A 19,697-nucleotide genomic window follows, 5' to 3' on the forward strand; every position below is an offset into this window, starting at 1 on the left:
ACTGCGCGAGCAACCCACCACAACCCGCGCCCCGAAACCCACAGGCACCTCAAACGGCGCTACCGCCTCGAAGGACTGAATCCCGCAGCCAACGGCATCCGCAACCCCAACGGCGGCGGCGCCGCGAACGCATCCCGCACAGGCCGCGACACCGCCCGCCCGTACACCGCCCCCATCACGAAGTCCTCGGCCAGCGCCAGCACTTCGTCCCGGTACTGATGCAACCCGTGCCCATCCGCATGCACTTCGAACCGGCACACATCCCGATTCGCCTTCTTCGCCCGCGCCGCCAGCCGGAACGACAACTCGGGATCCGTCCGCTCGTCGTTGGTGCCGTGCACGATCAGCACCTGCCGCCCCACCAACTGCTTCACCGGTTCGGGTGGCGCCGCCACATCGTCCTCCGGCAGCCAGGGGGCCAGCGCCAGCACGGAGTTGACGGCCTCGTGCCCACCCGCACGCAGCCCGGCCCGGCCGCCCATCCCGGTCCCCGCGAGGCAGACGGGCACGTCCCCGTAGCGCCGTACGACCTCGTCGGCCGCCCAGGCGGCGTCCGCCGCGAGGTTGGCCTCGCTGCCGTTCCAGCCGCGGCAGCGGTAGTGCACCACGTGCGCGGCCAGACCCTCCTCCCGGCCCGCTCGGGCCAGCCGGCGCCCCAGGGCTCGTACGGAGGCGGTCGCCAGCATGGGCGACGGTCTGCGGCCGGAGATCTCGTCCCCGCCCGGCAGCAGCAGTACCACGCCGCTCACCGCCGTCGGCCCCGGACCGAGTGTCCTGCCCAGCCGGGCCCTGCGAACCGGCGTCGCTTGGTGTGCCATGACAGAACAGTGTCAGAAGCGCGGGTGTATTCGACCCGTCCCCGGGGTCACCGTTACGTATCGACGAAAACGTAAAGGAGCCGAAGAGGCGCCATCTACGCGCGTAGGAGTTAGAGTGCGGAAATGACGAGCCAGACCATCGCGAACACCCCGACATCGGACCAGATCCGCCGGGCGCCCAAGGTTCTGCTGCACGACCACCTCGACGGCGGCCTGCGCCCCGCCACGATCGTCGAACTCGCCCGCGAGAACGGCTATACCCAGCTCCCCGAGACCGACCCGGAGAAGCTCGGCCTCTGGTTCCGCGAGGCCGCCGACTCCGGTTCCCTGGAGCGGTACCTGGAGACCTTCTCCCACACCGTCGGCGTCATGCAGTCCCGCGACGCCCTGGTCCGGGTCGCCGCCGAGTGTGCCGAGGACCTCGCCGAGGACGGCGTCGTCTACGCCGAGGTGCGCTACGCCCCCGAGCAGCACCTGGAGGGCGGACTGAGCCTCGAAGAGGTGGTCGAGGCCGTCAACGAGGGCTTCCGGGAAGGGGAGCGGCGCGCCGGGGAGAACGGGCACCGCATCCGCGTCGGCGCCCTGCTGACCGCCATGCGGCACGCGGCCCGCGCCCTGGAGATCGCCGAACTCGCCAACCGCCACCGGGACCTGGGAGTGGTCGGGTTCGACATCGCGGGCGCCGAGGCCGGTTACCCGCCCACCCGGCACCTGGACGCCTTCGAGTACCTGAAGCGCGAGAACAACCACTTCACCATCCACGCCGGAGAGGCCTTCGGGCTGCCGTCCATCTGGCAGGCCCTCCAGTGGTGCGGCGCCGACCGGCTCGGGCACGGCGTACGGATCATCGACGACATCCAGGTCCACGAGGACGGCCGCGTCGAACTCGGGCGGCTCGCCTCGTACGTCAGGGACAAGCGCATCCCGCTGGAGCTGTGCCCGAGCTCCAACCTGCAGACCGGGGCGGCGTCGTCGTACGCCGAACACCCCATCGGGCTGCTGCGTCGGCTGCATTTCCGCGCAACCGTCAATACGGACAATCGCCTCATGTCCTACACCAGCATGAGCCGGGAATTCGAGCACCTTGTCGAGGCTTTCGGTTATACGCTCGACGACCTGCAGTGGTTCTCAGTCAATGCGATGAAATCAGCGTTCATTCCTTTCGATGAACGACTGGCCATGATCAATGACGTGATCAAGCCGGGATACGCCGAGCTGAAATCCGAATGGCTGTTCCGGCAGACCGCTTCGACCAGCGGCTCTGTGGATTCGGAGAGCTGAGCCCGGGGGAATCGGCACACAGGGAATGCGGACGGTGTTCACAAGCCGTCCGCATTTCGATGTTTGCGGCGGATGGCGCCGCGTGATTACGGTCGCCGCACCGCTCACACACCCCGTCATTCCAATGCGAGGACGCGTTTTCATGAAGCAGTCTGCTGCCAAGTCCCTCGGTGTCGCCGCTCTCGGTGCCGCCTTCGCCGCCACCGGTGCGGGCGCCGCGGGCGCCGCCCCGGCCGTCCCGGACGCCACCCAGGCGCTGGAGAGCGTCACCCACGCGCTCCCGGCGGAGCAGCTCTCCCAGACGCTGCCGGCGGGCTCGGGTGAGGCGGTGGGGCAGGGGCAGAGCCTGGCCGGCACCGGTCTCGCCTCCGCCCAGCCGGTCGCCGGACAGCTGCTCGCCAAGGGCCCGAACGGCCCGGCTCCCAAGCTGCTCGGCGGGCTCCCGGTGAACGGCATTCCCCTCGCCTGACCCTCCCGCCCGTGCGGACGCACACGCCGATGGGGCGCACCCCTGGACACAGGGTGCGCCCCATCGGCGTTTCCGCGGCGGGCGGTCACCAGGCCGTCTGGGCCTTGTTCCGCACCTTGTCCTCCGAGGGCAGCACGATCCACAGCGCGATGTACAGCAGGAACTGCGGGCCGGGCAGCAGGCACGAGACCAGGAAGATCACCCGCATCGTCGTCGTGGAGGTGCCGAAGCGCCGTGCCAGCGCGGCGCACACTCCGCCGATCATGCGGCCGTTGGTGGGGCGGGCGAGGCGGGACATGTGCGACTCCTTCAGCGTCGGTGTGCGAGGTCTCTCGTCCGAGTACCCCATCTGCACTCCACGCTACGGAGACGAAGGGGGCAAAGCGTCGCTCCACGGGGCGATCCCGACCCTGGGAATCGTCGGGGTCCGACCCTGAGCCGGCTCCTCCGGGGCCAGGGGCGCCCGGGTCAGGGGCGCGGTGGAGCGGCGGCGCAGCCAGGAGCGGCCCGCGGGGACGAGCGCCAGGTGCGCGAGGCCCACGCCCGCGGTGTTCAGGAACAGTGAGTCGACATCCACGACCTGACCGGGCACGCCGGTCTGCAACAGCTCGATTCCCAGCGACAGCAGCGCGCCGGCCGCGACGGTGCGCAGCAGGGACGCCAGCGGCGAGACGACCAGCCTGCCGCTCGCCATCGGCAGCAGCACGCCCAGCGGGGCGAGCAGGGCCAGCTTCTCTCCGATGTGACGGGCCGCCTCGGGCCAGCCCAGGGCGAGATCGGCCCGGATCCCGGCGAACGGCCGCAGATTGGCGGGCATCACCCAGGGCACCTCCAGCGGCCGCAGCGTGAACCAGGCGACGAACGCGAGGTGTGCGACGAGGAGGACACCTCCCGTCACACGGATGCGGAACTCGGCGCTGCCGCCGATGGAGCCTTGACGCTGCACGCCCCCCAAGACGCGGCCTCCGGCAGGATCGGTTCCGGGATGCCCCCAGGGACGCCTGTGAGGCGTGCGCCACAGCCCGGCGGAAACCGCCGCCGCCTCACTCGCCGGCCACGTCCTTGGACGGCGGCTCCGTGCTGCCCGGGCGGGCCCGCACCTCGTCGGTGCACTCGTAGCGGCGCGGGGACTCGGGGCCGGGGCCGCCCAGGACCACGGAGCCGTCGCCCTCGGCGGCGGCGGAATCGGAGAAGGTGCACACGATCTGGGCCAGGGCGTACGAGGTGAGGCTGTCCGGCGCCGCGCTCAGCCGCAGCGTGTCCTCCGGGTCGCCCTTCCCGGGCCCGCCCACGGTGATGCCGCCGCGGACGTCCGTGCTGTAGCCGGCCTCCTTCTCGGCGGGCGACGGTGTCTCGGCGAGCTCGTCCAGCAGGCCCTGCGCCACCAGCATGCGCCGCTCGGAGTCGGCCGCGCCGTCCGGGACCCGTACGGTCCGGTCGACGGTCACCAGCGAGGACCCGCACAGCAGGAACACCTGCACCGGCAGCCCCCGCACGGCCTGCGCCGACACGTCCGGCTCGGCGAGCGAGCACCGCACCCGCGAGGGCGCGGGCCCGAAGTTCGTCGGCACCTCCGTGGCCCGGATCCCGCAGCCGGCCAGCACAACGGCGAGGGCGGGCACGGCGAGCAGACGAGACACGGCCGCGAGACGTACGGTCATCGGGCCTCCCCCTTCGAGTCCTCGCCCTTGGGCTGGTCGGTATCGCTCTCGGGCTGCTGCCCGTCATCGGCGGGCTCTTCCACCGGAGCGGTGCCCCGCGGGAGCCGCAGGGTGAACACCGCGCCCGAGTCGGCCGAGTTGGCCGCGGTGATCTCGCCGCCGTGGATGTGGGCGTTCTCCAGGGCGATGGACAGGCCGAGACCGCTGCCCTCGGAGCGCGGCCGGGAGGCGCTGGCCTTGTAGAACCGGTCGAAGACATGCGGCAGCACGTCCTCGGGGATGCCGGGCCCGTGGTCCTGCACCTCGATGACGAGCGAGTCGTCATCCGCCCGGACGGTCACCCGGACCGGGGACCCGCCGTGCTTGAGCGCGTTGCCGATGAGGTTGGCCAGGATGACGTCGAGGCGGCGCGGATCCAGGCGGGCGTGGATGCCGCGCTCGGCGTCCAGCTCCACCGCGTCCAGCCAGGCCCGGGCGTCGATGCACGCGGTGATCTGGTCGGCGATGTCGACGTCGTCCAGGACGAGCCGGGCGGTGCCCGCGTCGAAGCGGGTGACCTCCATCAGGTTCTCGACCAGGTCGTTCAGCCGCCGCGTCTCACTGACCACCAGCCGGACGGCGGGCTCGATCATCGGGTCCATGCTCCCGGTCTCGGCCTCCAGCTCCTCCTCCAGCACCTCCGTCACGGCGGTGATGGCGGTGAGCGGCGTACGCAGCTCATGGCTCATGTCCGCGACGAACCGCCGGGAGGCCTCGTCCCGCGCGGCCATGTCGGCGACCCGTTTCTCCAGCGCCTCGGCCGCGTTGTTGAACGTCCGGGACAGATCGGCGAGTTCATCGGTGCCCGACACCCTGAGCCGGGTGTCCAGCTTGCCCTCGCCGAGCCGCCGCGCGGCCGTCCCGAGCCGCTGCACGGGCTTCAGCACCGTCGTCGCGGCGGCCTGCGCGAGCAGCGCCGAGCCGATCAGCGCGAGTCCCGTGGCGATTCCCAGCGACCAGGCGAGCGAGTTCAGATCCTTCGCCTCCGGCTCCAGCGACTTCAGCATGTAGCCGGTCGGGCCGCCGCCGATCACCCGCGTCCCGGCCACGAGGTACGGGGTGTCGTGGTCTATGACCCGCTGCCAGTACAGGTGGTACGGGTGCTTGTTGGCCCCGTCGACCTTCTGCGTCTTGTTCACCGCCGTGCGCAGCGAGGCCGGCACGTCCCGCAGCGAGAAGCCGCTCAGCCCGCCGGAGCTGCCGTAGACGGTCCTGCCGTCGGCGTCGCGGGCGACCAGCAGCACACTGAAGCGCTGGTCGCTGCCCGCCATCTGGCCCGCGGTGTGCTGCAACTCGTCCTGCGTCGGCCGCTCGGGCAGCGCGCCCGCCCGGTTCTGCATCTCCTGCTCGAAGTCGCGCAGCACCGCGTCCTGGGTGCGGGTGAGCACGGCCTCGCGGTTGAGCCAGTACGCGATGGCGGAGGCGGACACGGCCGCCGTCAGGGCCACCAGGCCGAAGACGACGACCAGCCTCAGCCGCAGGCTGGTGAAGCGCAGCCGCGACAGAACTCCCTTGCGCTCCGCGGTCCAGCCGCGGGCCCCCCCTTGGTGCGCCTGTGTCACTGAGGCGCGTCCAGCCGATAGCCGACACCCCGCACGGTACGGATCAGCGTCGGGGACGACGGCACGTCCTCGACCTTGGCACGCAGCCGCTGGACACAGGCGTCCACGAGCCGCGAGTCACCCAGGTAGTCGTGCTCCCACACCAGCCGCAGCAGCTGCTGGCGGGACAGCGCCTGCCCCGGCCGCCGGCTCAGCTCCAGCAGGAGCCGCAGCTCGGTCGGCGTGAGCTGGAGGTCCTCGCCGTTCTTGGTCACGGTCATCGCCGAGCGGTCGATGACGAGGCTGCCGAACGACGCCGCGTCGTTGGACTCACGCTCGCCGCGCCGCAGCACGGCCCGGATCCGGGCGTCGAGCACACGCCCCTGCACCGGTTTGACGACATAGTCGTCGGCGCCGGACTCCAGCCCGACGACCACGTCGATGTCGTCATTGCGCGCGGTCAGCAGGATGATCGGCAACTGGTCCGTGCGCCGGATGCGCCGGCACACCTCGAACCCGTCGATGCCGGGCAGCATCACATCCAGCACGATCAGATCCGGCCGCTGCTCGCGCAGCAGCTTCAGACCGTCCTCACCGCTGGCAGCGGTCGCCACGCGGTGACCCTGGCGCGTCAGTGAGAGCTCCAGGGCCGTCCGGATGGCGTCGTCGTCCTCGATCAGCAACAGGGAAGGCACGGGCTCATTCTGGCCCATGAGGGGGGCGGGGTTCGACCTGTGGGCCGAGATCAGCGCCGCGCCTACCGCCGACGCCTGTGTACGAGCCGTGCTCCTCCTGTGGCCGACCCCTGTGACAGGCCTGTGACAGTCGGCGGACACGGCGATGAAAGTGCCTTGGCAAGCTTTTCGGCACAGGCAAGGAAGCCCGCCCGACCGGCGGGCCGCACACCGGAAGTCCACGACGGGGGGCGCGAGATGAACACGCTGCACGGCATCAGCACCAGCGCAGTGATCACGCGTCTGCACGACGTGCACCGGGTTTCCGAGAAGTCCGGTGCCGTGAGCGGGCGGGGGTGCGCTCGCGGCACCGGGCGTCAGCACACCGGTTACATGACGGTGGTCGACGCACACACGGGGGACGGCAACAAGGCCGGAGCCGCGTACAGGGAGGACCCGGGGGAGCGCCGTTCGCTGTCGGAGGCGGAGTTCACCGCCTACGTCCAGGAGCGCCGCGCCTCCCTGTACGCCACCGCCTACCACCTCACCGGCGACCGCTTCGAGGCCGAGGACCTGCTGCAGAGCGCGCTGTTCTCGACCTACCGGGCGTGGGACCGGATCAGTGACAAGGCGGCGGTCGGCGGATACCTCCGCCGCACCATGACGAACCTGCACATCAGCGCGTGGCGCCGCCGCAAGCTGAACGAATACCCGACCGAGGAGCTGCCGGAGACCGCCGGTGACACGGACGCGATGCGCGGCACCGAGCTGCGCGCCGTCCTGTGGCAGGCGCTGGCCCGGCTGCCCGAACTCCAGCGCACCATGCTGGTCCTTCGTTACTACGAGGGCCGCACGGACCCGGAGATCGCGGAGATCCTCGACATCAGTGTCGGCACGGTGAAGTCCAGCATCTGGCGGTCGCTCCGCCGGCTGCGCGAGGACGAGGTCCTCAGCTTCGGCCGTGACGAGGAAGACGCCTTCGGCGAGCTCGTGGCCTGAAGGTTCGGGGGGGAGCACCACAAGGGGGCCCACGGGGGACTGTGGAGACGCTGGGGGGCGTCTCCTCAGGAGAGTGGGGACACGGGGGAAACAAGGGGGAGGAAAACGGGGGAGCACCCAGGGGGGAGCACCACGGGGGAACACAAGAGCGGGACTGGAGGGCCGGGGGGTCCGTCCAGTCCCGCTTGTTTCTGTCTTCTGTTCGGTGTCTTGCCCTGTCGCCGCTCAGGCCGCCGTACGGAGGCTCGCGCAGCGGCCCGCAGCAGCCGCCGCCAGCCGGCCCATCGCCTCATCGCGGTCACAGGCGTACGCGCCCAGCGCGCTCTGGCGGGCGACGATCGAGCGCTCCTGCCGCATCAGGCGCCAGCCGCGGCGCAGCAGGAACGGCACCGACTTGCGGCCCTCCTTCAGGTCCCGCAGGAAGCGGCGGCGGAACGTCTTCACCGGGCCGCGGCTCAGGCACAGCGCGTCGGCCAGGACGCCGAGTTCCCGGCAGCGGGTGACGATCTCCGCGGCGAAGATGCCCTCCGCGAGGAACAGCGGGGTCCGTCCGATCTCGACCGTCTCCTCGCCGGTGCGGGCGCTGAGCGAGAGGTCGTAGACGGGGACGGCCGTGCGGCCCGTGCGGCACAGCTGGGTGATCGCGGCGACGGCGGTGTCCGCGTCCCAGGAGTCCGGATGGTCCCAGTCGATGTCCGAACTCCCCTCCACCACAGGCAGAGTCGGGTCGTCGCCCTCCTTGTAGAAGTCGTCGAGCCGCAGCACCGGAAGGCCGGAGCGGGCCGCGAGAAGGGACTTGCCGGAGCCGGAAGGGCCGCAGAGCAGCACGACTCGCGTCGGTATGGGCAGAGGGGAACTCACGGGACACCAGTGTGAGGCATCCATCGGGGGCCGTACGACCCCGCGGGTCGTCTTTGATGCGCGCGTCACATCTCAACTACCCTTCGTGTCGAATCGATTACCCGGAGCGTCAGAAGGTGGCAGTGATGGCCCGACACGACTCACCCAAGAAGCCGACCGTCCAGCGTGCCCTGGCCGTCCTCGCGACCGCGGGAATGGCGCTGGGGGCGGGTGCCGGGGCGGCGTCGGCCGCGGCGGGAACCGGCTCGGTCCTGGACCTGGTCCACACCGCCCCGGGGAAGACCGACACCCGGGCCGGTCTCCAGGCCGCGAGCGACACCCTCGCCCACACCACCGGCACGGTCACGGGCCTCAAGCCCAACCCCCTCGCCGGCACGGGAGTCGACCCGCTCGACAACAGCGTCGGCACCGAGGTCGCCGACTTCAAGCCGGTGGATTCCCAGGAGGTGACGGGCCCGGTGGCCCAGGCGCCCTCGGTCGGGGACGCCCTGGTGCTGAGCCAGGTCACCAGGCTGGTCTCGGGGTAGTTCACCGGCCCCGCAGCGGGACCTCCCGGACCAGCCAGGACACCGCGAACGCGACGGCGCACAGCGCGGCCGTGCCGAGCGCGACACCGTGCAGCCCGTCCACGACGCCCGCCCGGAAGGCGTCCCGGACCGGCTCCGGCAGGTCCCGCAGCGCCTCGGGGGTGAGCTCACCGCCCGTCAGCCGGTCGCCGTCGGGGCCGAGCCGGTCCGTGACCGCGGCCGTGAGCCGGCCGGTGTAGAACGAGCCGAGGACGGCGACCCCGAGTGAGCCTCCGATGGTGCGCAGCAACGTCTGGGTGCCGCTGGCCGCGCCCATGTCGCGTGGTTCCGCGCTGTTCATCGTGATGAGCATCGTCGGCTGCATCAGACCGCCGATGCCCACGCCCAGCACCAGCGTCAGACCGGAGGCCACAGGTGCCGTCGTGGCCGTGCCCAGCGTCAGCAGGGCCAGCGCCCCCGCCGTGGCCAGCGCGGCGCCCGCGATGGGGTAGCCGCGGTAGCGCCCGCCGTCGCCCACCCGCCGGCCGATGACGAGCTGGGCGGCCATCATGCCCAGCATCAACGGGAGCAGCAGCAGTCCGCTCTCGGTGGACGACACGTCCCCCACGAACTGCAGGTACTGGGGCAGATAGCTCGCCGCCGCCAGCATGGCCGCGCCCGTGACGAAGCTGAGCACCTGCGCGACCGAGAAGTTGCGGTCGCGGAACAGCCGGGGCGGGATCACCGGTTCCGGGGCGCGCCGCTCGACCCGCACGAAGGCGGCCAGCGCGACCGCGGAGATCAGGGCGAGCCCGATGACCTGCGGTGACGACCAGGCGTACGTCGTCCCGGCCCAGCTCGCGAGGAGGGTCAGGGCGAGGATCGCGCCGGTCAGCAGCCCGGCTCCGGCCAGGTCGATCCGGGCCTTGACCCGGGCGGCGGTCAGCCGCACCCCGAAGCCGATCAGGGCGAGTGCCACCGCGCCGACCGGGACGTTGACGTAGAACACCCAGCGCCAGTCGAGCTGGTCGGTGAGGAAGCCGCCGGCCAGCGGTCCGCCGATCATCGCGGCGGGCAGCAGTATCCCGATCAGCGACTGGGCCCGCCCGGCCTCCGCCGGGGTGAGCAGCGTGCCGATGAGGGCGAGCGCGCCCACGAAGAGGCCGCCCGCGCCGATGCCCTGGAGGGCCCGGAAGGCGATCAACTGGCCCATGTCCTGGGCGAGTCCGCACAGCACGGAGCCGATCAGGAACACGGTGATGGACGTGAGGTAGCTGCCCTTGTGGCTGTACAGGTCGCCGAGTTTCCCCCAGATCGGGGTGGAGACGGCGGTGGTGAGCAGATAGGCCGTGATCACCCAGGACAGCTGGTCGAGGCCGCCCAGGTCGCCGACGATGGTGGGCAGTGCGGTGCCGACGACGGTTCCGTCGAGTGTGGCGAGCACGATGCCGAGCAGCAGGCCGAGGATGACGAGCCGGGAGGGCGGAGCGTCCGGCCGGGCCGGATGTGCCGTGCTCGCGGGCGAGGCCGTGGTCTCACCGGTCATGCGACGTAGTCCCGGACGGACTTGGCGTCCCGCAGGGCGTGGCCCCACCAGGCGAGCTGGTCGAGCAGGGCCTTCGCGGCCGTGTCGGCGGCGGGGTCCGTGCAGGTGCCGTCCTCGTCGAAGCGGCTCCAGGCGTTGTGGAAGCTGACGGTGTTGCGGATGGTCGTGGCGTTCACCTCGGCCATGACGACCCGCAGTTGCTCCACCGCGCGCAGGCCGCCGGACAGGCCGCCGTAGGAGATGAAGCCGACCGGCTTGCCGTGCCACTCCTCGCCGTGCCAGTCGATCGCGTTCTTCAGGGACGCCGGGAAGCTGTGGTTGTACTCGGGCGTGACGAGGACGAAGGCGTCGGCGGCCGCGAGCCGCGGTGACACGAGGGCCAGCCGCTCTTCGGTGCCGGGCGGCGGCTGCTGTCCGAAGGCCGGGAACACCGTCGGCAGCGGCGTCTCCGCGAGGTCGACGACATCGGCGCGCAGGTCGTCGCGCTGGTCGAGGTGGCCGGTCAGCCACTTCGTCACGACGGGCGCGAAGCGTCCCTCCCGGGTCGAGCCGACGACAACGGCGACGCGGAGCGGTTCGGCGGTGGCGGGCATGGGTCTCCCCCTGGATGTGTACGGCGGTGTGTACGACGTATCTGCGACGTGTACGACGTATCTTCTGTGCGTACAACGTACACAGCGATGTGTACGCCGTCTACTGGAGATACGCTGTACGCGACGTTTCGACCGGGAGGAGCGGACCATGGCGGTCGCGAAGAAGAAGGAGGACACGGAGAGCGGGGCCGGGGCGCCCTCCCTCTGGGAGCGCATGGAGCGGCCCGCCCCGGCCCCTCGCACCTCACTGACCCTGGAGCGGATCGCCGCCGCCGCGGTCGAGATCGCCGACGAGGAGGGCGGAGCGGCCGTCACCATGCGCCGTCTCGCCACGAAGCTCGGTGTCGCACCCATGGCCGCCTATCGGCACGTCAACGGCAAGGACGACCTCTGGGCGCTCATGATCGACCGGGTGTCCCGGGAACTGGCCGTGCCGGACGACGTCACGGACTGGCGCGAGGTGCTGCGCTCCTACGCCCTCCAGACGCGGGATCTGATGCTCGCCCACCCGTGGATGGCGGTCATGCCCACCCCGGTCATCATGCTCACCCCCTCGCGGATGGCGGTGGCCGAACGAGGGTTGTCCGCGCTCGCCGCCCACGGTCTGGACGCCGACGCGGTGATGGCCGTCCTGCGGGCCGTCACCTCCTTCGTGCACGGCTCGGCCCAGGCCGAGATCGCCCTGCGGGACTACCAGGAACGCCACGGCTGGGCCGGCGGCGACGAGACCCGCGAGGCCCTGGCCCCGCAGATGCGCTACCTGATGAGCACGGGCCGCTATCCGGCCTTCGAGCGGTACGCCCTCGGTGCGAGCCGCAAGGACGACCGGGCCTGGGAGTTCGAGTTCGGCCTCGACTGTGTGCTCGACGGCGTCGGGCAGCGCCTCGGGATCTGACGGCGGGGCGCGCCCCGCGCGCGGAGAAGCCCCGGACCTCCTGGACGGAGGAGGACCGGGGCTTCGGCTGTGAGAGGCGTCTAGTAGGAGGAACCCGACGCGCCCAGTGACCCCGTGGGGTGCCAGACCGTTTTCGTCTCCAGGAACGCCGTCATGCGGTCGATGCCCGGAGTCTCCGCGTAATCCACAGGCTGTGGACGCAGGACGCGCTTGAGGTTGTCGGCCGCGGCGATCTCCAGCTCCTTCGCCAGGTCCTCGCCGGCGCCCGCGAGGTCGATCGCGTTGACGTCCTGGTGGGCAGCGAGCGGGGTGGCGATCTCCGCCGTGCGGCCCGAGAGGACGTTGACCACGCCGCCGGGGACGTCCGAGGTGGCCAGCACCTCGGCAAGGGACAGCGCGGGCAGCGGGGACTTCTCGCTCGCCACCACGATCGCCGTGTTGCCGGTGGCGATGACCGGGGCCACTACCGAGACCAGCCCGAGGAAGGACGACTCCTGGGGTGCCAGGACCGCGACCACGCCCGTCGGCTCGGGGGAGGACAGGTTGAAGAACGGGCCCGCCACCGGGTTGCCGCCGCCCACCACCTGGGCGATCTTGTCGGTCCAGCCCGCGTACCAGACCCAGCGGTCGATCGCCGCTTCCACGACCGCCGCCGCCTTGGACTTCGAAAGACCCTCCGCGTCGGCCACCTCACGGATGAACTGGTCGCGGCGGCCCTCCAGCATCTCGGCGACGCGGTACAGGACCTGGCCGCGGTTGTACGCCGTCGCCCCGGACCAGGCGCCGAACGCCTTGCGGGCCGCGACGACCGCGTCACGGGCGTCCTTGCGGGAGGACAGGGGCGCGTTCGCCAGCCACTTGCCCTTCGAGTCGCTCACCTCGTACACCCGGCCGCTCTCGGAACGCGGGAACTTGCCGCCCACGTACAGCTTGTAGGTCTTGAGGACACTGAGTCGCGTGTCAGACATCGAGGTACGCCTCCAGGCCGTGGCGGCCGCCCTCGCGGCCGAAGCCCGACTCCTTGTACCCGCCGAACGGCGAGGTCGGGTCGAACTTGTTGAACGTGTTGGACCAGACGACACCCGCGCGGAGCTTGTTCGCGACCGCCAGGATGCGCGAGCCCTTCTCCGTCCAGATGCCGGCGGAGAGGCCGTACTGCGTGTTGTTGGCCTTCGCGACCGCCTCGTCCGGCGTACGGAAGGTCAGGACCGACAGCACCGGGCCGAAGATCTCGTCGCGGGCGATCCGGTGTGCCTGGGTGACGTTCGTGAAGAGCGTCGGGGCGAACCAGTAGCCGCTCTCCGGAAGTTCGCAGGCCGGTGACCAGCGCTCGGCGCCCTCCGCCTCGCCCTGCTCGACGAGGGAGGTGATGCGCGAGAGCTGCTCCTCGGAGTTGATCGCCCCGATGTCCGTGTTCTTGTCCAGCGGGTCGCCGAGGCGCAGTGTCGACAGGCGGCGCTTGAGGGAATCGAGCAGCTCGTCCTGGATCGACTCCTGGACCAGCAGGCGGCTGCCGGCGCAGCAGACCTGGCCCTGGTTGAAGAAGATGCCGGTCACGATGCCCTCGACGGCCTGGTCGATCGGGGCGTCGTCGAAGACGATGTTGGCGCCCTTGCCGCCCAGTTCGAGCGTGACCTTCTTGCGGGTGCCGGCGACCGTGCGCGCGATCTCCTTGCCGACGGCCGTGGAGCCGGTGAAGGCGACCTTGTTCACGTCCGGGTGGGCCACCAGCGCGGCGCCCGTGTCGCCGTAGCCGGGGAGGATGTTGACGACGCCCTTGGGCAGGCCGGCCTGGCGGCAGATGTCCGCGAAGAAGAGCGCCGAGAGGGGGGTCGTTTCGGCGGGCTTGAGGACGACGGTGTTGCCGGTGGCGAGGGCGGGCGCGATCTTCCACGCCAGCATCAGGAGCGGGAAGTTCCAGGGGATGACCTGGCCCGCCACACCGAGGGGCCTCGGGTTCGCGCCGTAGCCGGCGTGGTCGAGCTTGTCGGCCCAGCCCGCGTAGTAGAAGAAGTGCGCGGCGACCAGGGGCAGGTCGGCGTCGCGCGTCTCCTTGATCGGCTTGCCGTTGTCGAGGGTCTCGAGGACGGCAAGCTCGCGGGAGCGCTCCTGGATGATGCGGGCGATCCGGAAGAGGTACTTCGCGCGCTCCGCGCCCGGCAGCGCCGACCACTTCTCGAAGGCCTTGCGGGCGGCCTGTACGGCACGGTCCACGTCCGCCTCGCCCGCCTGGGCGATCTCGGCGAGGACCTCCTCGGAGGAGGGGCTGACCGTCTTGAAGACCTTGCCGTCGGCCGCCTCGGTGAACTCACCGTCGATGAACAGGCCGTACGAGGGAGCGATGTCGACGATCGCCCGGGACTCGGGGGCCGGGGCGTATTCGAATGCGGGTGCCATGGTGATCAGTCCACCGTCACGTAGTCGGGGCCGGAGTAGCGGCCGGTGGCCAGCTTCTGGCGCTGCATCAGCAGGTCGTTCAGCAGCGAGGAGGCGCCGAAGCGGAACCAGTGGTTGTCCAGCCAGTCCTGGCCCGCGGTCTCGTTGACCAGGACGAGGAACTTGATGGCGTCCTTGGTGGTGCGGATGCCGCCGGCCGGCTTCACACCGACCTGGATGCCGGTCTGGGCCCGGAAGTCGCGGACCGCCTCCAGCATGAGGAGAGTGTTGGCGGGGGTGGCGTTCACCGCGACCTTGCCGGTGGAGGTCTTGATGAAGTCCGCGCCGGCCAGCATCCCGAGCCAGCTCGCGCGGCGGATGTTGTCGTACGTGGACAGCTCGCCCGTCTCGAAGATGACCTTCAGGCGCGCGGAGGTGCCACAGGCCTCCTTCACGGCGATGATCTCGTCGTACACCTTCAGGTAGCGGCCCGCGAGGAACGCGCCGCGGTCGATGACCATGTCGATCTCGTCGGCGCCCGCGGCGACGGCCTCGCGGACGTCGGCCAGCTTGACGGTCAACGGGGCGCGCCCCGCCGGGAACGACGTGGCGACGGAGGCGACCTTCACGCCGGAGCCGGCGACGGCCTCCTTGGCCACGGCCACCATGTCGGGGTAGACGCAGACCGCGGCCGTGGCGGGCGTCGTACGGTCGGTCGGGTCGGGCTTGACCGCCTTCGCGCCGAGCGCCCGGACCTTGCCCGGGGTGTCCGCGCCTTCCAGCGTCGTCAGGTCGACCATCGAGATGGCGAGGTCGATGGCGTACGCCTTCGCGGTCGTCTTGATCGAACGCGTACCGAGGGAGGCCGCACGTCCTTCGAGTCCGACCGCGTCGACGCCGGGGAGCCCGTGGAGGAAGCGGCGCAGCGCGCTGTCGGACGCGGTGACGTCCTTGAGGGGGTGAGCTGCGGTGAGTGCAGAACTGGGCATGGTCACCAGACGAGCATATCTACGCGCGTAGCGGCTGTACAGCCCCCGGGATTGACTGGGTGGGGGTGGGGGCGGGGGTGGTGGGTGTGGGCGGCTGCGGGGTGGAGTGGGGTGGGGAGCGGTGGTCGCGCATTGTGGTTTGGGCTTCGGGTGGGCGCGGTGGCTTGAGCTGGGGTGGCGGGGGTGGGGGCGTCGGCGTCCGGCAGAATCGGGGTATGACGAGTCCCGAGTCCCAGTCGCCCGAGTCCAAGGACCGGGTCTACCGGTCGGTCCCGGCCATCGCCGGTGGTGTGCTGCTGCTCGCCATCACAGGGTGGCTCGGTATCGACGCGCTCGTCTCGGGAGAGGGGCGCACGCAGTGGCTCGCGCTCGCGCTGATGCTGCTCATCGTGCCGCTCGTCGTCGCCTTCACCCTGCGGCCCGCCGTGTACGCGGGCGACGACCGGCTGCGGATCCGCAACCCCTTCCGCGTCATCGCGCTGCCCTGGGGGCAGGTCGCCTCGCTGAAGTCCGCCTACTCGAACGAGGTCCTCACCGAGTCCGGCGCCAAGTACCAGCTGTGGGCCGTCCCCGTGTCGCTGCGCGCCCGCAAGAAGGCCGCGCGGCGTGAGATGCGGGCGAGCGCGCAGGCGCGGCGGGCCATGGGGCGGAACGAGGGGCGTGGCGGCAGCACCCTCGGGATGGGTGCGGGGCTGGGGCGGGGCCCCGGTGGGGGCGGCCCGGAGTCCGACGGGCCCGTGCGTGCGGAGACCGACCGGATCATGGACGAGCTGCGCGGGCTGCACGAGGCGCGGCACCGGGCGGAGACGGCGCAGGGTGAGGTGACCGTGCGGTGGGCCTACGAGGTGGTGGCGCCGGCGGTTGCCGGGGCGGTGCTCGTCGCGATTCTGCTGGCCGTGGGGTAGGGAGCAGTTCTGTCCCGGGGTGCCCTGGGGGCACTCCGGGATGTGTGGTCTGACCGTCTGTTTCGTGTGGTCAGATGCCCGCTGCCGCCGACAGGTCGCGTTTGATCGACTCCAGTAGCGTCGTCGCCTTCGCGCGGGCCGCGGGGAGGTCGGTGTGGGACGCGACCGGGATCACGACCTCCAGGTAGCACTTCAGCTTCGGCTCCGTGCCGCTCGGGCGGACGATCACCCGGGCGCCGTCCAGCGTGTAGCGCAGGCCGTCGGTGGGCGGGAGGCTTTCCGTGCCCCGGGTGAGATCGTCGGTGCGGGTGATGGGCAGGCCGGCGAGTTCGGTCGGGGGCTGTTCGCGCAGGCGGTGCATCGCGGCGGCGATGAGGGAGAGGTCCTCGACGCGGACCGACAGCTGGTCCGTGGCGTGCAGGCCGTGTTCCACGGCCAGGTCGTCGAGGAGGTCGAGGAGGGTCCGGCCCTCCTCCTTGAGCTGAGAGGCCAGTTCCGTGATCAGGAGCGCGGCCGTGATGCCGTCCTTGTCGCGTACGCCCTCGGGGTCCACGCAGTAGCCGAGGGCCTCCTCGTAGCCGTAGCGCAGGCCCTCCGCGCGGGCGATCCACTTGAAGCCGGTGAGGGTCTCGACGTGGGGGAGGCCCGCCTTCTCGGCGATACGGCCGAGGAGGGAGGACGAGACGATCGACTCCGCGAACGTGCCGGTCGCTCCGCGGTGGACCAGGTGGGCGGCGAGGAGGGCGCCGACCTCGTCGCCGCGGAGCATGCGCCAGTCGGTGCCGTCCCGCACGGCGACGGCGCAGCGGTCCGCGTCCGGGTCGTTGGCGATGATCAGGTCCGGGGATGTCTCGCGGGCGGTGGCGAAGGCCAGGTCCATCGCGCCGGGTTCCTCCGGGTTGGGGAACGCGACGGTCGGGAAGTCCGGGTCGGGGTCGGCCTGTTCCGTGACGAGGGCCGGGGGCGGGAAGCCCGCGCGGGCGAAGGCCGCCAGGAGGACGTCCTTGCCGACGCCGTGCATCGCCGTGTACACCGTGCGGGCCGTGCGGGGGGAATCCTTGGCCAGTACGGCGTCGGTGCGGGTGAGGTAGGCGTCGAGGACGCTGTCGTCGAGGGTGTCCCAGCCGTGGGTGGGGCGGGGGACGGTGGTGAGGGATGCCACGGCGGCGATCTCCGCCGCGATGTCGGCGTCTGCGGGCGGGACGATCTGGGAGCCGTCGCCCAGGTAGACCTTGTAGCCGTTGTCGCGGGGTGGGTTGTGGCTGGCGGTGACCTCTACGCCGGCGACCGCGCCGAGGTGTCGTATGGCGAAGGCGAGGACGGGGGTGGGGAGGGGGCGGGGGAGGACGGCGGCGCGGAGGCCGGCGCCGGTCATGACGGCGGCGGTGTCCAGGGCGAAGTCGTGTGACTTGTGGCGGGCGTCGTAGCCGATGACGACCAGGCCGTTGTCGTGGCCCTGCTTCTTGAGGTACGCGGCGAGGCCCGCGGCGGCGCGGATGACGACCGAGCGGTTCATGCGCATGGGGCCGGCGCCGAGTTCGCCTCGGAGGCCGGCGGTGCCGAACTGGAGTGTGCCGGAGAAGCGGGCGGCGAGTTCGGTGTGATCCTGGGTGTCGAGGAGGCGGGCGAGCTCGGTGCGGGTGTCCGGGTCGGGGTCCTCGGTGAGCCACGCCTGGGCCTGTGCGATGAGTTCGTCGTGCACGGTCGGTGTCGCCTCTCGGTTGTGTGTGGTGGCGGGCCATGCCTGCGGCGGCCTGTGCGGCTTGGGTGGGGGTGTGTGTAGCGCCTATTCGCCGGGGGTGGGTCGGGGCCGCGCCGGGGGGTGTCCGTCCTCGGAACGTCGCGATGGGGTGCCACGCCGACTGGCTGTTCGTTGACGCGACAACCGCTGCGGGCGGACACCCCCCGACACGCCCCCTTGCGTCGTCCGGCGGGTGCGGGCGCGTCGTGGCTCTCGTGCCATCCGCTTTAGCCGCGGGCGCGCCGCCGCTGCGGGCCTGCGCCGCTCGGGGCGGCACGGGTTGGCGGTGGGGGCACCCCGAGCCGCCGGGGTGCGGCCCCCCGGCCCCGGCACCGACGCCCCGTGCTTACAGGCGTCCCAGGACCTGTGCGAGCAGTGAGCCCATCCGCGTTGCCGAATCACGGCCCGCCTGGAGGACCTCTTCGTGGTTCAGGGGCTCGCCCGTCATGCCCGCGGCGAGGTTGGTGACGAGGGAGATGCCCAGGACCTCGGCGCCCGCCTCGCGCGCGGCGATCGCCTCGAGGACCGTCGACATGCCCACCAGGTCCGCGCCGATGACGCGGGCCATGCGGATCTCGGCCGGAGTCTCGTAGTGCGGGCCGGGGAACTGGGCGTAGACGCCCTCCTCCAGCGTGGGGTCGACCTCCTTGCACAGGGCGCGCAGGCGCGGGGAGTAGAGGTCGGTGAGGTCGACGAAGTTGGCGCCGATGATGGGGGAGGTGGCCGTGAGGTTGATGTGGTCGCTGATCAGGACCGGCTGGCCGGGGCGCATGCCCTCGCGCAGGCCGCCGCAGCCGTTGGTGAGGACGATCGTCTTGCAGCCGGCCGCGACGGCGGTGCGGACGCCGTGGGAGACGGCGGCGACGCCGCGGCCCTCGTAGTAGTGCGTGCGGCCGAGGAAGACCAGGGCGCGCTTGTCGCCGATCTTGTACGAGCGGATCTTGCCTCCGTGGCCCTCGACCGCCGGGGGCGGGAAGCCGGGCAGCTCGGTGACCTGGAACTCGGCGTCGGGGTCGCCCAGGGCGTCCACGGCCGGAGCCCAGCCGGAGCCCATCACGAGGGCGACGTCGTGGGTCTCGGCGCCCGTCAGTTCGCGCAGGCGGGCCGCGGCGGCGTCGGCGGCGGCCCTGGGGTCGATCGGGGCGGCGCCCTGGATGTCGTCCGGAAGAAGAGATGCGTTCACGCGGACGAGGGTAGCCGGTGAATGCCTACGCGCGTAGATGGTGGAGCCGACGGGGTGGCGATCGTTGCCTTGTCGTTTCCGACGAGGGGCTCGGCTCAGCAGGGGCGCTTGCGGAGTTCCATCACGTAGTCGTGCGGGGCGCCGGCGGATTCGGCCGCGTCGGCGATCTCGCCCAGGTAGCGGGCGGAGGGCAGGCCGCCCTCGTAGGCGTTCAGGGCGTAGGACCAGGCCGGCTCCTCGCCGTCCAGGGTGTGCACCCGTACGCGGGTACGCCGGTAGATCTCCAGGCCCACGCCCTCCCAGCGGTCCATCGAGTCCTCGTCCATGGGGGCGATGTCGTAGAGGGAGACGAAGACCTGGGAGGTCGGGTCCTCGACGATCGTCGGCAGGGCGCCCTCCCAGCCCATGTGCTCGCCGCCGAAGGTCAGCCGCCACCCGTTCAGCCAGCCGGTGGCGCGCAGCGGCGAGTGCGGGGCGCGGCGGGACATCAGCCGCGCGTCGAGGTTGCCGGCGTACGCGGCGTAGAGCGACATGGGGGAAGGGTACGGCAGGCGGACTCGCGTCACTCGCGTAACGGAGCCGCATCGCGGCGGGCCCCCGGGCGGTGTCGGCTTGAGGGG

The 19,697-nt window shown here is 71.5% G+C and carries 21 protein-coding genes; 6 read left to right on the forward strand and 15 right to left on the reverse strand.

The window, feature by feature from the left end:
* Nucleotides 1-59 precede the first annotated feature (59 nt).
* Nucleotides 60-818 carry an alpha/beta hydrolase gene (locus AC07DF_RS02685; protein ID WP_478966246.1) on the reverse strand — a complete coding sequence of 253 codons (759 nt, stop codon included), beginning with the start codon at nucleotides 816-818 and terminating at the stop codon, nucleotides 60-62.
* 123 nt (nucleotides 819-941) lie between these two features.
* On the opposite strand from AC07DF_RS02685, the gene AC07DF_RS02690 reads away from it, so the two are divergent.
* Complete coding sequence (locus tag AC07DF_RS02690) at nucleotides 942-2,099, forward strand: adenosine deaminase (RefSeq protein WP_478966248.1); 1,158 nt, start codon at nucleotides 942-944, stop codon at nucleotides 2,097-2,099.
* A gap of 142 nt (nucleotides 2,100-2,241) precedes the next feature.
* Nucleotides 2,242-2,568, forward strand: a complete 327-nt coding sequence (locus tag AC07DF_RS02695; RefSeq protein WP_478966250.1) for an ATP-binding protein — start codon at nucleotides 2,242-2,244, stop codon at nucleotides 2,566-2,568.
* An 85-nt stretch (nucleotides 2,569-2,653) separates the two neighbouring features.
* On the opposite strand, the gene AC07DF_RS02700 is transcribed toward AC07DF_RS02695, so the two are convergent.
* From AC07DF_RS02700 to afsQ1, 5 genes are all read right to left on the reverse strand, one after another.
* Complete coding sequence (locus AC07DF_RS02700; RefSeq protein ID WP_193481686.1) at nucleotides 2,654-2,866, reverse strand: PspC domain-containing protein; 213 nt, start codon at nucleotides 2,864-2,866, stop codon at nucleotides 2,654-2,656.
* Between the two features lie 63 nt (nucleotides 2,867-2,929).
* Nucleotides 2,930-3,514 (reverse strand): VanZ family protein, encoded by a 585-nt coding sequence (locus tag AC07DF_RS02705; RefSeq protein ID WP_478966252.1) that lies wholly within the window; start codon nucleotides 3,512-3,514, stop codon nucleotides 2,930-2,932.
* Nucleotides 3,515-3,611: 97 nt separating this feature from the next.
* Complete coding sequence (locus AC07DF_RS02710; protein ID WP_478966254.1) at nucleotides 3,612-4,229, reverse strand: hypothetical protein; 618 nt, start codon at nucleotides 4,227-4,229, stop codon at nucleotides 3,612-3,614.
* Nucleotides 4,226-5,830, reverse strand: a complete 1,605-nt coding sequence (locus tag AC07DF_RS02715) for an ATP-binding protein (protein WP_478966256.1) — start codon at nucleotides 5,828-5,830, stop codon at nucleotides 4,226-4,228. Before AC07DF_RS02715 ends, AC07DF_RS02710 begins: the two co-directional genes overlap by 4 nt.
* A complete protein-coding gene (gene afsQ1 / locus AC07DF_RS02720) occupies nucleotides 5,827-6,504 on the reverse strand; it encodes a two-component system response regulator AfsQ1 (protein ID WP_097219620.1) in 678 nt (225 codons plus the stop codon). The genes AC07DF_RS02715 and afsQ1 overlap by 4 nt, the downstream gene beginning before the upstream one ends.
* Before the next feature lie 237 nt (nucleotides 6,505-6,741).
* Between afsQ1 and AC07DF_RS02725 the strand changes: the two genes are divergently transcribed.
* Nucleotides 6,742-7,482, forward strand: a complete 741-nt coding sequence (locus AC07DF_RS02725) for a SigE family RNA polymerase sigma factor (RefSeq protein WP_478966258.1) — start codon at nucleotides 6,742-6,744, stop codon at nucleotides 7,480-7,482.
* Between the two features lie 225 nt (nucleotides 7,483-7,707).
* Here AC07DF_RS02725 and AC07DF_RS02730 read toward each other — a convergent pair whose 3' ends face one another.
* Nucleotides 7,708-8,412, reverse strand: coding sequence for a uridine kinase family protein (locus tag AC07DF_RS02730; RefSeq protein WP_478966260.1), 705 nt, complete (start codon nucleotides 8,410-8,412; stop codon nucleotides 7,708-7,710).
* A gap of 56 nt (nucleotides 8,413-8,468) precedes the next feature.
* Here AC07DF_RS02730 and AC07DF_RS02735 point away from each other — a divergent pair, with 56 nt between their 5' ends.
* Nucleotides 8,469-8,870, forward strand: a complete 402-nt coding sequence (locus tag AC07DF_RS02735) for a hypothetical protein (RefSeq protein ID WP_478966262.1) — start codon at nucleotides 8,469-8,471, stop codon at nucleotides 8,868-8,870.
* A 1-nt stretch (nucleotide 8,871) separates the two neighbouring features.
* On the opposite strand, the gene AC07DF_RS02740 is transcribed toward AC07DF_RS02735, so the two are convergent.
* Complete coding sequence (locus AC07DF_RS02740) at nucleotides 8,872-10,395, reverse strand: DHA2 family efflux MFS transporter permease subunit (protein WP_478966264.1); 1,524 nt, start codon at nucleotides 10,393-10,395, stop codon at nucleotides 8,872-8,874.
* Nucleotides 10,392-10,988, reverse strand: a complete 597-nt coding sequence (locus tag AC07DF_RS02745) for an NADPH-dependent FMN reductase (RefSeq protein WP_478966266.1) — start codon at nucleotides 10,986-10,988, stop codon at nucleotides 10,392-10,394. Before AC07DF_RS02745 ends, AC07DF_RS02740 begins: the two co-directional genes overlap by 4 nt.
* A 148-nt stretch (nucleotides 10,989-11,136) precedes the next feature.
* On the opposite strand from AC07DF_RS02745, the gene AC07DF_RS02750 reads away from it, so the two are divergent.
* Nucleotides 11,137-11,883 carry a TetR/AcrR family transcriptional regulator gene (locus tag AC07DF_RS02750; protein ID WP_478966268.1) on the forward strand — a complete coding sequence of 249 codons (747 nt, stop codon included), beginning with the start codon at nucleotides 11,137-11,139 and terminating at the stop codon, nucleotides 11,881-11,883.
* 80 nt (nucleotides 11,884-11,963) lie between these two features.
* Here AC07DF_RS02750 and AC07DF_RS02755 read toward each other — a convergent pair whose 3' ends face one another.
* The 3 genes from AC07DF_RS02755 to deoC are packed head-to-tail and all read right to left on the reverse strand — an operon-like array spanning nucleotide 11,964 to nucleotide 15,248.
* Entirely contained in the window at nucleotides 11,964-12,851 is an 888-nt protein-coding gene (locus AC07DF_RS02755) for an aldehyde dehydrogenase family protein (protein WP_478966270.1), read from the reverse strand.
* Nucleotides 12,844-14,280 carry an aldehyde dehydrogenase family protein gene (locus AC07DF_RS02760; protein WP_478966272.1) on the reverse strand — a complete coding sequence of 479 codons (1,437 nt, stop codon included), beginning with the start codon at nucleotides 14,278-14,280 and terminating at the stop codon, nucleotides 12,844-12,846. Before AC07DF_RS02760 ends, AC07DF_RS02755 begins: the two co-directional genes overlap by 8 nt.
* Nucleotides 14,281-14,285: 5 nt before the next feature.
* A complete protein-coding gene (gene deoC / locus AC07DF_RS02765) occupies nucleotides 14,286-15,248 on the reverse strand; it encodes a deoxyribose-phosphate aldolase (protein WP_478966274.1) in 963 nt (320 codons plus the stop codon).
* Nucleotides 15,249-15,463: 215 nt separating this feature from the next.
* Between deoC and AC07DF_RS02770 the strand changes: the two genes are divergently transcribed.
* On the forward strand, nucleotides 15,464-16,153 hold the full coding sequence (locus tag AC07DF_RS02770; RefSeq protein WP_478966275.1) for a PH domain-containing protein: 690 nt from the start codon (nucleotides 15,464-15,466) through the stop codon (nucleotides 16,151-16,153).
* Between the two features lie 70 nt (nucleotides 16,154-16,223).
* On the opposite strand, the gene AC07DF_RS02775 is transcribed toward AC07DF_RS02770, so the two are convergent.
* From AC07DF_RS02775 to AC07DF_RS02785, 3 genes are all read right to left on the reverse strand, one after another.
* Nucleotides 16,224-17,855, reverse strand: coding sequence for a phospho-sugar mutase (locus AC07DF_RS02775; RefSeq protein ID WP_478966277.1), 1,632 nt, complete (start codon nucleotides 17,853-17,855; stop codon nucleotides 16,224-16,226).
* 385 nt (nucleotides 17,856-18,240) lie between these two features.
* The gene (locus tag AC07DF_RS02780; RefSeq protein ID WP_454365030.1) at nucleotides 18,241-19,077 is read right to left on the reverse strand and encodes a purine-nucleoside phosphorylase; all 837 of its coding nucleotides are present in this window, start codon (nucleotides 19,075-19,077) and stop codon (nucleotides 18,241-18,243) included.
* A gap of 95 nt (nucleotides 19,078-19,172) precedes the next feature.
* The gene (locus AC07DF_RS02785; RefSeq protein WP_478966279.1) at nucleotides 19,173-19,610 is read right to left on the reverse strand and encodes a gamma-glutamylcyclotransferase family protein; all 438 of its coding nucleotides are present in this window, start codon (nucleotides 19,608-19,610) and stop codon (nucleotides 19,173-19,175) included.
* Nucleotides 19,611-19,697: the final 87 nt, after the last annotated feature.

It is taken from the genome of Streptomyces sp. NPDC044719, assembly GCF_056433405.1.